Source organism: Nocardia glycosmidis, from assembly GCF_052545115.1.
Genome location: NZ_JBQWRH010000001.1, coordinates 505,848 through 519,313 on the forward strand (window position 1 = coordinate 505,848; position 13,466 = coordinate 519,313).

Here is a 13,466-nt window from a genome sequence, read left to right on the forward strand (position 1 = left end):
GCTCAAGTTCGAGAAGGTCTCGTCGTTCGAGCTTTACCGTCGATCGGTGAGCGATGTGGATGTCGTCACGTTCGACGAGCTGCTTGCACGCGCTCGGTCCATCGTGTCCCGATGCGTACGACGACCAGTTGGCCGAATATCCGAATCCTACGCATCGACTCGATGCCTAGGCGGGAGCCGCTCCTGGCCATGCCAGTTGCAGGCGACCTGATCGTCGGCGCATGACCAGAGCCACGAGGTCGGTCGCCGGATTCGGCCCGGGCCGAATCGAGTCGACGCGTCCGATGTCGGACGCTGCCTGTATATGTAGGAGGTCAGCACGAAGAGAGGATGCGCAAGGTGCGAGGCTTGGGGACAAGCTCTTGAATCGGACTTATGAGGTCCCAGCGTCGGCGATTGTGGGGAGGGCGTATGGGCGCTGAAGAGGCTGCACCCTGCAGGCACGCCGGCGCGCCACCGCAGGCGATCGTCGACAGCGTTTCCAAACTCATCCAGGATCTGGGGGGCGAGAGCGACCTGCTGGGACGATACGGTCTGACCACGGGCGAGTACCGCGCCGCGCTACCTGCCGCCATCGAGGGCTTACGCGGCAGCATGAGCGCCAGTGTCGCCGACAGAAAGGAATTCCTAGCTGGCGTGTTTCGAAGTATGCTCGCAGGCGGCTTCATTGATCGCGTGGAAAGCCCGAAGTACGGTACGGACACCGTCTACCGATTGACCATCGACGGATACGGCGACATCGCGGTCATTCAGAAGGGCTGTCCCGACGGAATGCACAGCAGTGTCTCTTGGTCCGCGCCCGGCTGGGCGCGCGAGACCTATCTATGGTGGCTATGCGACAGCATGCGTTACGAGCCCGGGGAGCACATCGCCAAGGGGGTCAACCGACTGCGGCAGCGGTTTTTCGGCGAATATCCGGACACGGTGTCCGGAGTGATTTTTCACAATCATCTATGCGGAAACGGCCAGCGCAGGTGTCCGAAGATCGTCGGCGCGGCGCGCGCAGTGGAGGTTCCGCCACCGTGCCTCTACATCATGCCGGATCGACAGGACCACGTCAGCCAATGGAACTGGGAAGGCGGCCAAGAAAGGTTCTTTCCTGACGTTCTCCTAGGCGCGTTCGGAGTATCCCGCGAGCAGGTTCCGTACTTCACCGGGCACATCGGATTTCAGCGTCGCGGCGGTTCTCTGCGCACGACCATCACTTCGCGGTTCGGGCCGGGCCGTGCGACCACTTTCAGGAGTTGACCGTGACGAACCACAACCTCGATCAAGACCGCGCCGCCCTTCTCGAAGGCAGGCAGAAGACGAAAAGAGTCACAGTGCCCGCCTGGCCGCGGGACGACAACGATCTTCCTCTCGTACAACTTCCAGTCGAGTGGCCTATGTTCTCAACTCTGAACCACCGGACTAGGGCCGAACAGCTGCGCGAGATCAGCGCCACAGGGCGCGAGGACCTGTTCACACGAGACCCGCTTGGCCCTGAGGCACAGGATGCCCAATATCGGATTCTTCATAGTCAGGATGGTTTCGACCAGCTCAAGGAGGACCTTCAGGAGCGGGGACAGCAGGAGCCGGCGATTATCACCGCCGACGGGATCCTGATCAACGGCAATCGTCGTACGGCAGCGCTCCGTTCGCTGTATCAAGAGGACGGCGTGCTCGAAGCCCAGTATGTTCGCTGCCTCGTGCTGCCGAGGGATGCGACGCCAGAAGAGTTGGTCGACCTGGAAACCGAGCTGCAAGTCGCGAAGGACTTCAAGCAGGAGTATTCGTGGGTCAACGAAGCCCTCCTGATCGAAGAGCATTACGACCGCGCCGACAAGAACTGGGATCGCGTCGCAGCTCGGATGCACCGCGCCATCAACGATGTCCGCGGCATGTACGAGAAGCTGCAGCAACTGCACCAACTGGTCGAGCTGTCCAATGGAGCCCGGCTGCATGTGGACTTCCTGGAGAACGAATCAGTATTCGACGAGCTCGCTAAGCACATCAAGAACAAGTCCCCCCAGGAATCCGAAGCCGTCCGAGCTGTGTACTTCCTCGGTGTGTTGACGGGAGCGAAATACCGCGATCTTCGCCACCTCAAGCGTTCGGATGCGGCGACATTGGTGCGCAGCGAAATCGAGGGCGACGCCGCGCTGAAACCGATCCTGGAAGCCGCTGAGGCCGCCGCGACTGAGACCCTGGAGGACGATCCGCTGTCCGAGCTTCTGGGGAACTCAGAGCCGCCTTCGTCCCTTCACAACCTGCTGTCTTTCGTAGCGACGAAGCGACCCGGAGCCACTGTGGCGTTGAGCACTGGCGAGCAACTACTTGTTCAAGACGCGCTGAAGAGCATCAGCAGCTCGATCACTGCGGCGGCCGACGAGGCAAAGGAGGAAAAGCGCGATCAGAACTCCCTGAAAGCGCCGCTGGAGCGAGCAGACAAAGCCATCGCCGAGCTTGAGCGGGTTCTGGATGCACTCCCTAGAGCTCGTGCCTTTAAAGAAGAATGGGATGAAGTTGCCCTCGCCGAGAGGATCAGGATCATCAGGCAGCTCGTCCAGCGGATCGAGTTGATCCCGTGATTATTGCCGAGCTTCGTCCCAGCGGTCGGCCGACTGTGATCATCGAGCGCAGGCACGACACGAAGCCGGGAGCATGGGCGCGGCTGCAGGAAGCGCTGTCCAGAGGCGTCGTCGGTGGCACCGTGATGCGCACTGAGGTTCGTGCCGACGTCTTCTTCTCCGAGCTGAAAGCCGTGCAGGAGGTTCGTTCCCTGTTCGGTGAGCCTCTCGAATTGGGCCCGGCGCTGACCGACCAGCTCCGCCTACTCGTGGGTGATCAACGCGCACGAGAGACCGCCGTCTCGCAGGATGTTCCACCCTCGACCGACGACCTCGAGGGTGAACTGGACCAGGTTGGCTTTAAGCGGAAGCTGAAGCCGTTCCAGCTTGAGAATTTGGCGAGGATCCTGCAGCTGCCGCATGGCGCGGACTTCTCTGTGCCTGGCGCCGGGAAAACGACTGTCGCGCTGGCGAATTTCACGCTGAATCGCGCACGAGGCGCGGTGCAACGGCTGCTTGTTGTCGGGCCGATCGCTTCCTTCCAGGCATGGAAGGAAGATTCCGTCGCATGTCTGACTCAAGCGCCGTCGGTCGTCGTCCATTCGGGGTTCGGATCACTAATCCCTGACAACACCGACATTCTTTTGACGAACTACAATCGAGCGTCCTCCGACTACGACCGGATCAGAGAGTTCGTGGCTGCCAGACCTACTCAGGTCATTCTCGATGAGGCGCACCGGATAAAGCGCGGCGAGCAAGGCGTACATGGGCGAGCCGTGCTGGATCTCGCCTACGCAGCCCGACGCCGAGACGTCCTCACGGGGACTCCGGCACCGCAGGGCGCTTTCGACCTCATCGCTCCGATCAGGTTCTTGTACCCAGGGCAGGACCAGAAGATCCTGCCCGAAGCCGCCTACTCGGAGCGCGACGGTCGGGACGACGAAGTGCTCCGTTCCACGAGCGCGGCCATCTCTCGCTACTTCGTGCGAACACCCAAGTCTCGGCTGGGTCTCCCCGACACGGACTTCGAAGTCGTATGCGAGCCGATGCGGCCGATACAGCAGGCGATCTATGATTCTCTACTCGGCCGATACCGAGGTGAGTTTGCGCTCGATCGCGAGGACCGCCGACGCTTCGATCGGCTGGGCCGGATCATGATGTACCTGCTGGAAGCCGCGTCTAACCCCATGCTGTTGATAGCAGGGTCCGACGAATCCGACGAACGCGGCTTCGAACACCCGCCTCTGGAGCTGCGGGGTGATGAACTGGTCGCGCAGCTTCTCCAGCGATATCGAGACCATGAGGTGCCGTGGAAGTACGACAAGATCTCCGAGATCGCTGACGCCGCAGCCGCGAACAACGAGAAGGTGATCATATGGTCGACCTTCGTCCGCAACCTCAAGCTCCTCGCCAACCACCTAGATGGGCATCAGCCCGCATTGGTTCACGGCGGAGTACCGCCGGCGGACACCGCGCCGCCCGGAACCCTCACCCGCGACGCCGAATTCGACAGATTTCGCAATGACCCCGCTTGCCGAGTTCTTCTGGCAAACCCCGCAGCATGTGGAGAAGGCGTAAGCCTGCACTATTGGTGCCACCATGCGGTATATCTCGACCGCACCTTCAACGCCGGCCACTTTCTGCAGAGCCAGGACCGAATTCACCGACTCGGCCTGGAGGAAGGCACCGTCACCCGTTTCACGCTGCTGCTCAGCCGCGGCACGATCGACGAAAAGGTCGACGGGCGCCTGCGTGAGAAGGTGATTGCGCTGTCGAAACTCATGGACGACCCCGGTCTGGTGCAGGTCGCGCTGCCCGAGCCGGACATTCACGTCGCCGAACGCGCGGTGACCGAGGACGATGCTTCGGCAGTCCTGTCGGTGCTGAGGGCCGACTGATCGTGCTTCCCAGGCATGGAGCTGCTTACAGCGTTCTCTTGCTCACCCGCACAGCTGGAATCGCTCCTAGACACGACATAGATGATTGGGTGCATTCAGCTCGGATGCACGGATCACACCTCGCATCGGCCGTCGACATCAAGGTCTATGCGGAAGAACTGCTCGGCTGCGGCCTCGCACGATTCGACGACGAGTTACACGTCGCGCCGGGACTCGTCTTCGCGGCACAGGCGGGCGGCGGTATCGCCATGACGGAGATCGCGATACGACTGCTGTCGGCGCGGCCGCCGATCTGGTTGCACTTGGCGGTGAGCGAGACGGCGGTCGCGAGGGAGTACATCCCCACGCTGGATCTCAATGCTCTGCTCTGGCTTGAACCGAACCTGGACCGAATCCTCATCGCGGCACATCGAGCGGTGTCTGCGGATGACTCGACCGCTATGGCGAAAGAGATCGGCGACGCGGCCGAACATCTCGTCTTGGCCGCGATGAGGCACTGCGGCCAACGACCGATCCATGTTGCCAAGCTGTCCGACTCCTATGGATACGACATCGAGGTTCCAGGCTCCGCGGTCTCATGCGTCGAGGTGAAAGCCGCAGGCCCGAGAACCAGTAGAAGCTTTCACATTTCGCGCAACGAGTTCGACACATGCCTGCGACTCGTCAAGCGATGGCGTTTGATCCAGGTCGTGTTCAATAGCTCCGCCTTCACAGCTACCGAGATCAGTTCGGCGCAGGTGGACTCAATTCGTGAGCTCTCGCATGACACGCTGCGCGACCTTGTCCCACCGGACACATCCGCGTTCAATTGGGAGCAGTCCGCAGTGATCACGCCGCCGGAGGCGGCATGGCTCGACTCAGATCTGGAGCTCGACCCCTTCTACCGCATCCCAGGTTTCGAAATCGACACCTCAAGTCGGAGCAGCGGACTGTGAGCAGATCGATTCAGCCGCTGACCTGCGTTGACAAGACCCTGGCCGCAACTCCAGACGTGCCGGTTGCGACAACCTAGTTCGGCAAATCCTGCGAGCACACAACTTTCGTGGTTCACCTTCTCGAAGGTGATGATCACCACGGCGCTGACCGAACAGTTGCCGACACCGGGCGGGCTTGCTTGTCGGTCATCGTGTCTCACGATCAGCTTCGGCCCGCATCCCGGCTTGGAACGCAACGCTATCGTCGGGGCTCAGCATCGCGAAGTGGCCAGTCCATCGGTCCAGCTCGGGGCTTCCAGAGCCGCTGAGCGAGATCGAGGTCTCCGTATCGCCGCTCTCGTGATCTAGGACCGTGCGCGCGCGTACCACCGGGTCATGACACGTCACCGTCAGATGCTCGGCGATTCGCGCAGGCGGGGCCATCTCGACATCGGCGGACGTAACGCGATTCGAACACGCGTGTGCCAATCGCGGGGGACTTGTTGAATAGGCGGTCGGTTTGCGCGGTGAACAGGTGTCCGCATCCATGCCTCAACGTTGCTGGCACATCGTGAGGCCGAACCAGGCGGTGATCATTACGACAGCGATTGAAAGCTCGCGCCTTGAGCTACCGCTACCCCGAGTCGATAGCGGTGACTGCGCGCATCGAATCAATAAGTTCAGTGAGCGCGGTCAACGTGACCACGCGATCGGCCGACTATCTGGGCTGTAGGTGCGTTGACCCGATACGCTAGGCTCGCTTCCGCCGAGGAACAGGCAGGATGAGGGGGAGGGCGAATGTCGTTCGAGGTCGATCCGGATGGCTTGCGGGCGGCGGCGGGTGATATGGCCTTACTGCCCGGTGAGATCGATCGCGCTCCTCATCTCGGGGCGGGTTCGGTTGTCGACAAGTTGAAGGGTTCTTCAGTTGGTTCGGCTCTCAGCAGAACTGATCCACTGAGCAAGGAGGCGAAGGATGTCCTGTGGGCACGATTCGACGAGTTTTCCAGCTTGCTCGCACGGTCTGCGGATACGTTCCACGGCACCGACATTGATGCCGCAAAGCGACTCGCCGACATCGTGGACATAAATTCCGGCGATCCTCACGCGGGGAAGTAGTGCGATGGCGGCACTACACGAAGTGCTGGGCTGGGATGTCTTCGGGGGCAGGCCGTTGCGGACAATTCCAGTTATACCGCGGAAGCGATCATCAAGGCTTCCAATTATCCGATTCCGGAAGGCACGGCCTGATGGTGGAGAATGGATCGTCCGGTGAGCATGATTCAGGTCGTGCTCCATCTGACTCCGAAATTCGTCATTACTGGACGGCGGCCACTTCGGCGATTGTGCTGTGGTTTGTCGTTCAGGTGATGTTCTTTGCGATAATCATGCGATTCGTCGATCCAGGGTATGACGAGATACCGCCGATTGCCGTCGTCGCACCCGCATGCTTCGGCATCGTCGTCGCGGTTGCCATTAGGAGGCTTCGAATGCCGATAGCGCGAGGGGCATCGGTTGGGATTATTACCGCAGCAGCATTGCTGCTCACGATATTGCTGTTCGTAGGAATATAATGGATCGCAGATCGGGGATCGCAGTCGCATGATGCGGAGTCGCTACGGGCCTGGGGAGGCGAAGAACATCGAATGGCTTGGCGAGCCATCCTTTATTGCCGCCGCAATCGGTATGTTCGTGAACACTGTTCTGCTGCTTGTGTATCCCGCTTACTACGTGTTTTATGTTTTTGTCCTCCCGGTCGAGCTGATTCTCGTGATCATCCTCGCGCTTTGCGGCGGTAGGGCACGTCAGGCAGGTGTAGGACTGGTCCTTTCCTGGGTCGGATCGCTGGCATCATTGATCGTGTGCATGAGTATTATTTTCTGAGCGGGTCAGGGGTGGGTCACCGTATCGATGCGGCTGCAAGTAATGGCGCCGAATTGGACTGCGATGCCGAGATCTGTAGTGAATAGATTGCCTCGCCTTTCGTTATCGGGCGGAATCAGCGCCGGACTTCGGCGACCTTCACCCTGACGCCCTCGCGGCGCGACAGTTCGCACGCCTCCGCGACATAGAACGCCTCCAATGCGTCGGCCGGAGTGCAGGGATTGTCGAGCCGACCGGTCGCGACTTCGATGAACGCCGTCAGTTCATCGGCATACGCCGCGCGAAACCGTTCCATGAAACTCCCATAGGGCGGATAGGGGGACCGACTGTGTTCAGGTTCGACGGAAGTCAGTGGTGCACGGTCGTCCAACCCGACAATCGCATTCCCTTTGGACCCCAACGCTTCCAGCCGCACGTCGTACCCGGCCCCGTTGTAGCGGGTCAGCGAAACGGTCGCGAGCACCCCATCGTCCAGACGCAGCAGCACCGCGCCCGTGTCGACGTCGTCCGCTTCAGCGAAGAACGCCGCACCCCGATTTGCCCCTATCGCACACACCTCGAGGATCTCCCGCCCCGTCACCCAGCGGATGATGTCGAAATCATGTACCCCGCAGTCGCGGAAGATGCCGCCGGATCGGGAAATGTACTCGGCGGGGGGCGGCACCGGGTCGAGCGTGGTGGCGCGCAAAGTATGCAACCAGCCGAGTTTGCCGGATCGGATCGCTTCGCGCGCTGCGCGGTAGCCGGCGTCGAAGCGGCGTTGGAAGCCGATCTGGACGGGGACGGGCGAGTTGCGGATGTGGTCGATGACGGCGAGGGTGCCGTCGATGTCGGCGGCCACGGGCTTTTCGCAGAAGACAGGGATGCCCGCGTCGACGGCGCGGATGATGAGTTCGGGATGGGAGTCGGTGGTGGTGGCGATGATCAGGCCGTCGAGGTCGGCGGCGAAGAGGATGTCGAGGTCGGGGGCGAATTCGACGCCGAGGTCGGTGGCGACGGTGCGGGCTCGGTCCGCGTCGGCGTCGGCGACCAGGACGGTGGCCACGTTCGGGAGCCGCTTCAGGGTCGCGGCGTGTGAGGTCCCGATGCGGCCGGTTCCGGCGAGGCCCAGCGTGACGGCTCGGTGGGATGACATCGGCTCTCCTTATATATGGAATCGCGTATATGGCATCGTGACGCGCGCTGGCGGGCTCCGGTGATTCAGCGTGGAGCGGTCGGGGTGGTGCGGACGACGAGCGGAGGTTCCACTCGGCGGCGGACCGGGCAGGTTCGGCCGCCGCGGAATCGTTCGGTGCGGGCTGATCGGAATTTCCAAACGCTTCGGCCGCTGTCGGTTCGGCGGAAGAACTGGAATATATGCTGGTAGTAGCGCTTTGACGGGGCACGGGGAGGTCCTTGACACGCTATGACCCGAGTTACATAGTTGGAGCGCTCCAAGAGAACGAAGCCATTTCGACATCGTAGGTCGGAGAAGCGCCGATGACCGAACCGCTCCACCTGCTGCGCATCGCGGCCGCCCCGATCTCTTGGGGAGTCTGCGAGGTTCCCGGCTGGGGGTACGTGCTCGACCCGCGCACCGTTCTGTCGGAAATGGCCGCTCTCGGCATGTCCGCGACCGAGCTCGGCCCTCCCGGCTACCTGCCGCGCGACCCAGCTGAACTGCGACGGTTGCTCGGTACCTTCGGCCTGACAGCGGTCGGCGGATTCCTTGCCCTCGTGCTCCACCACGACGCGCGAGACGCCCTCGCGCGGGCGCAGGACACGGCCACACTGTTGGCCGCCACCGGCGCTGAAATCCTCGTGCTCGCCGCCGCAACCGGGCTCAGGGGATACGACGCGCGACCGCAACTGACCGACGCCGAATGGCGCACCCTGGTCGACACGGCCGCCGCGATTCGCGATACCGCCGCCGTGCATGGCCTGCACACTGTTCTGCACCCGCATGTCGGCACCCACGTGGCGAGCCGGCCGGAAATCGAGCGGTTCCTCGCCGATTCCGATCTCGACCTTTGCCTGGACACCGGCCATCTGCTCATCGGCGGCACCGATCCGGTGCGGTTCGCGCAGCGACATGCCGAGCGAGTCGGGCACGTTCACCTCAAGGATGTCCGGGGTGCCCTGGCCGATCAGGTGCGCGGCGGGAACCTGGAGTACAGCGAGGCAGTGCGCCGCGGCGTGTATGTCCCGCTGGGTGAGGGGGATATCGACATCGCGGCGCTCGTGCGCGGCATGCAGGCCGCGGGCTATCGGGGCTGGTACGTGCTGGAGCAGGACGTTTCGCTGCGGTCGACCGATTCGGCGCGCCAGCCCGGCCGCGACACCGAACGCAGTTTGCGTCATCTGGCGGATATCGCGCTGGCTGCGGCGGGAATCTAGCGGGAGGCGATGACAACGATGTCTCCGGTCCACCGTGCGGCGCGACCACGTGGCGCTTGCGCCATCCGCTGTGGCCAGGAACTGGCAGCCTTGCAGTTCGTGGTGTCGTGAATTCGAGGGAGCTGGACTCGTGACCAAGCGGCTGACGCGGACCATGTGGTGGCGTGCTGGAAACGTCGGCGAGAGCTGTCGCGCGATGTTCTGGCCGGTCCGTCATGACTCGGCAGCTGGGGAGGCGAGGGTCGAGCAAGCCCACCGCGTTGGAGTCCGAGATCACCGCCGAGCCGATTCGCCTCGCTACCCGGTCCCGCACGAAGGACGCATCGGATGAAACTGACCATGGCGCAGGCATTGGTGGCCTGGCTGGTCGCCCAGCGCTCGGAAACACTCGACGGTCGCGAGGTGCCGCTGTTCCCCGCGGTGTTCGGGATCTTCGGGCACGGCAACGTGCTCGGTCTCGGTACCGCCCTGCACGAACGGCGCGACGAGCTCCCGGTGTGGCGTGGGCACACCGAAGAGGGGATGGCGCTCGCGGCCGTCGGCTATGCCAAGGCGACGCACCGGCGTCAGGTCGGCGTCGCTACCTCGTCGATCGGTCCCGGTGCGCTGAACATGCTGACGGCCGCGGGCGTCGCGCACGCGAATCGCCTTCCGCTGCTGCTGCTTCCGGGTGACACGTTCACCGGTCGCGCGCCCGACCCGGTGCTGCAGCAGGTCGAGCACTTCACCGACGCCACCGTCACGGTGAACGACGCTTTCCGTGCGGTGAGCCGGTACTTCGACCGGATCACCCGCCCGGAACAGCTGATATCCACCCTGCCCCAGGCGGTTCGCGTGCTCACCGACCCGGCCGACGCCGGGCCGGTCGTCCTCGCGCTCCCGCAGGACGTGCAGGCCGAGCGTTACGACTTCCCCGACGCGCTCTTCACCCCGATCGTGCACCGTCTGGTACGGCCTCGCCCGGATCAGCGGGCCCGCACCGACGCCGCCGCCGCGCTGCGCGCCGCCCGGCGTCCGATGCTGGTGCTGGGTGGCGGTGTCCGCTATTCGGGCGCCGGGCGCACTGTGCTGGATTTCGCTGAGCGCCACGGCATTCCGATCACGGAGACCACGGCGGGCCGCACACTCGTACCGCACGGCCATCCGCTCTACGCGGGGCCGTTGGGCATCACCGGGTCGGCGTCGGCGAACGCGCTGGCGGCCGAGTCCGACCTGGTCCTCGCGATCGGGACCCGGTTACAGGACTTCACCACCGCGTCCTGGACCGTATTCGCCCCGGACGTTCGCCTGGTGACGATCAACGTGGCGCGGTTCGACGCGGTCAAGCACGGCGCCCTCGCGGTGGTGGGTGACGCCGATGTCACCGTGCGCGAGCTGGCGGACGAACTGGGGGAGTTTCGCATCGATCCGGAGTGGACGGCGCGCGCCGCGACGCTACGCAGCGCCTGGGACGCGCACGTCGACGAACTGCGGGCACCAACCCCGGGTATGCCGAGTTACGCCCAGATCGTCGGCGCGGTGAACGACCTGAGTGGGCCGAGCGACTATGTGATGACGGCCTCCGGCGGCCTGCCCGGCGAACTCGTGGGCGGCTGGCGCGCGACGGGCGGCGCGCCCACCATGGATGTGGAGTACGGCTTCTCCTGCATGGGCTACGAGCTCGCGGGCGCGTGGGGCGCGGCGATGGCGCATACCGAAGGCGCGGTCACGACGTTGCTCGGGGACGGCTCCTATCTGATGCTCAACTCGGAATTGTTCTCGGCGGCGTTCGCCGGGCACCCGTTCGTCGCGGTGGTCTGCGACAACGACGGCTACGCGGTGATCGCCCGGCTGCAAGAGAGCCAAGGGGGTGCGCCGTTCAACAACTTCTACGCCGATTGCCGCACCATCCGGGCACACCCGCCCCGCGTCGACTTCGCCGCTCATGCCGCCGCCTTGGGATGTTCCGTTTTCACGGCTGCCGACCTGGACGAATTCCGCGACGCCTACGTGCGGGCACGTGCCACGGCCGCCGCCGAATCCTGTCCGGCGGTGCTCGTGGTGCGGACGCGGCCGTCGGCGTGGACCGAGGCGGGCGCCTGGTGGGAGGTCGGGGTGCCGGAGCATCTGCCGGGCCGGGTCGAATACGACGAGACGAAACCGCGTCAGCTGCGCTATCTGCGGCCGTGAACAGAACTCGACGAATGATGCGGTTGGCTGCCGCGGGACCTATCCCGAGGCGCCGTAGTGCGCGTGCTGTAGGCTGTAATCCATTGGAGCACAACAGAACTGGTGGCAAAGTCCAACTTGTTCAAAAGTTGAACCGTGGCAGAGTTCGTGGAGTTCTGCGGACGGTCTGTGCAGAGTTGTGTCGCCAAAAAGATTCATGGGGGCCGGGCGCGGTAACCCATGCGATCGGGGTGGGTTCGGCGCGGAATGACGGCGAGCTCATCCGGCAGGAGACGTGGGCACCCGAATGGCCGTTCCGACGCGGCCGTGCGGGTCGGGGCCCAACCGAGCATGGGAGGTGAAGACACGGTTCGCCCGTGAACGAGCGCCTGCGAGGCGCCGTCGTGAGCGAGTGCCGGCGAGTGATCCGAGGACGCGACGCGCATTCGCGAACGACGGAGCCGGGGTTGTCGAGGCGCCGTCGTGAGCTTTAGCTCACAGTTGGCGGGATCGAACGTGAGTATTTCGTCGGATCGTGGCATCGTTGATCTACGAGACCAGGCATATCGATCAACACCAACCTGGCTCGTCTACAGAAGGTATGAAATGGCTCAAGGCATTGTGAAGTGGTTCAACAGCGAGAAGGGCTTCGGCTTTATCGCGCAAGACGGCGGGGGCCCCGACGTCTTCGTGCATTACTCGGCTGTGAGCGGCGCGGGTTTCCGGTCCCTCGATGAGGGGCAGCGCGTGGAGTTCGAGATCGGCCAGGGGCAGAAGGGTCCCCAGGCCCAGGACGTCCGCGTTCTCTGATCGCGACTTAGCTTTCCGAAGGCCCCGCACCGCACGGTGTGGGGCCTTTTCCCTGTTCAAGGGCTTTTTCATCCGACGGTCCGATGGCATCGGCGTGGCGAAGATTCGTGTCGGCGCAAGCCGTCCTCGCCGAGGAGGTCGGACCGGCTCCGGTTCGGCTCAGCGACCTATCTGTCCAGGGGGGTTGACAGATTGTGCACGCTCGGCTTGGGTGTGGTTCGCGCATTTCCTTGGTGATTGTAATGTGCAACTGGTTGCCCGAGGCTGACTAGTTGTATATTGCAAGCAGTAGCTGTCTAGTTGGAGGAGCGCCGGATGCGCGATGTCGGACGTTCGGGCTGCCCGATCAACGCGACGATCGAGGTGATCGGCGATCGGTGGACGTTGCTCGTGCTGCGCGACGTGATGTTCGGCGACCGGCGCCATTTCCGGGAGCTGCTGGCCGGATCGGAGGAGGGCATCGCGTCCAACATCCTGTCCGACCGGCTCAAGCGGCTGGTGGCGGCAGGGTTGCTCAGCCGTGCGGACACCAGGCCCGGCCAAAAGGCGGAGTATCGGCTCACCGAGCCCGCCATCCAGTTGGTGCCGATCATGGCGCAGCTCGGCTCATGGGGGCTGCGCCACCGCCCGACCACCGAGCGGCTGCGTGCGCGGGCCGAGTTGCTCGAGGCTGGTGGCCCGGGAATGTGGGGGGAATTCATGGACGAATTGCGGGAGACGCACCTCGGCATACCGCGTCCGGATCAGGACCAGCCGTCCGCGGCCGAACGGCTCGCGCGGGTGTACGTCGAAGCCGAGGACGCGCCGGCGGGAGCGATCACCCAGCCGCTCGACTGAGAACCGCTGTCGGCCAGGGGGTGGGAGCGGGCGAAATCGTGCGCACTAAG

At 63.7% G+C, this 13,466-nt stretch carries 12 protein-coding genes; 11 read left to right on the top strand and 1 reads right to left on the bottom strand.

Going from position 1 to position 13,466, the window contains the following annotated elements:
* The first annotated feature begins 411 nt into the window (after positions 1–411).
* The 7 genes from ACT86A_RS02260 to ACT86A_RS02290 all read left to right on the top strand — a co-directional run bounded on the left by ACT86A_RS02260 (position 412) and on the right by ACT86A_RS02290 (position 7,245).
* Positions 412–1,248: a hypothetical protein gene (locus ACT86A_RS02260; protein WP_445090261.1), complete on the top strand. Its 837-nt coding sequence runs from the start codon at positions 412–414 to the stop codon at positions 1,246–1,248.
* Between the two features lie 2 nt (positions 1,249–1,250).
* Entirely contained in the window at positions 1,251–2,570 is a 1,320-nt protein-coding gene (locus ACT86A_RS02265; protein WP_445090262.1) for a ParB N-terminal domain-containing protein, read from the top strand.
* Positions 2,567–4,447, top strand: a complete 1,881-nt coding sequence (locus ACT86A_RS02270) for a DEAD/DEAH box helicase (RefSeq protein WP_445090263.1) — start codon at positions 2,567–2,569, stop codon at positions 4,445–4,447. Before ACT86A_RS02265 ends, ACT86A_RS02270 begins: the two co-directional genes overlap by 4 nt.
* 104 nt (positions 4,448–4,551) lie before the next feature.
* Positions 4,552–5,382, top strand: a complete 831-nt coding sequence (locus ACT86A_RS02275) for a protein NO VEIN domain-containing protein (RefSeq protein WP_445090264.1) — start codon at positions 4,552–4,554, stop codon at positions 5,380–5,382.
* Positions 5,383–6,159: 777 nt separating this feature from the next.
* Complete coding sequence (locus ACT86A_RS02280) at positions 6,160–6,480, top strand: hypothetical protein (protein ID WP_445090265.1); 321 nt, start codon at positions 6,160–6,162, stop codon at positions 6,478–6,480.
* 131 nt (positions 6,481–6,611) lie between these two features.
* A complete protein-coding gene (locus ACT86A_RS02285; protein WP_445090266.1) occupies positions 6,612–6,935 on the top strand; it encodes a hypothetical protein in 324 nt (107 codons plus the stop codon).
* A 31-nt stretch (positions 6,936–6,966) separates the two neighbouring features.
* Positions 6,967–7,245, top strand: coding sequence for a hypothetical protein (locus ACT86A_RS02290; RefSeq protein WP_445090267.1), 279 nt, complete (start codon positions 6,967–6,969; stop codon positions 7,243–7,245).
* Between the two features lie 115 nt (positions 7,246–7,360).
* Here ACT86A_RS02290 and ACT86A_RS02295 read toward each other — a convergent pair whose 3' ends face one another.
* A complete protein-coding gene (locus ACT86A_RS02295) occupies positions 7,361–8,380 on the bottom strand; it encodes a Gfo/Idh/MocA family protein (RefSeq protein WP_445090268.1) in 1,020 nt (339 codons plus the stop codon).
* A gap of 344 nt (positions 8,381–8,724) precedes the next feature.
* On the opposite strand from ACT86A_RS02295, the gene ACT86A_RS02300 reads away from it, so the two are divergent.
* From ACT86A_RS02300 to ACT86A_RS02315, 4 genes are all read left to right on the top strand, one after another.
* Positions 8,725–9,621, top strand: coding sequence for a TIM barrel protein (locus tag ACT86A_RS02300; protein ID WP_445090269.1), 897 nt, complete (start codon positions 8,725–8,727; stop codon positions 9,619–9,621).
* Between the two features lie 327 nt (positions 9,622–9,948).
* Positions 9,949–11,790, top strand: a complete 1,842-nt coding sequence (gene iolD / locus ACT86A_RS02305) for a 3D-(3,5/4)-trihydroxycyclohexane-1,2-dione acylhydrolase (decyclizing) (RefSeq protein ID WP_445090270.1) — start codon at positions 9,949–9,951, stop codon at positions 11,788–11,790.
* A gap of 585 nt (positions 11,791–12,375) precedes the next feature.
* The gene (locus tag ACT86A_RS02310) at positions 12,376–12,579 is read left to right on the top strand and encodes a cold-shock protein (protein WP_054814460.1); all 204 of its coding nucleotides are present in this window, start codon (positions 12,376–12,378) and stop codon (positions 12,577–12,579) included.
* A 315-nt stretch (positions 12,580–12,894) separates the two neighbouring features.
* Positions 12,895–13,416, top strand: a complete 522-nt coding sequence (locus ACT86A_RS02315; RefSeq protein ID WP_445090271.1) for a winged helix-turn-helix transcriptional regulator — start codon at positions 12,895–12,897, stop codon at positions 13,414–13,416.
* The last annotated feature ends 50 nt before the right edge of the window (positions 13,417–13,466 follow it).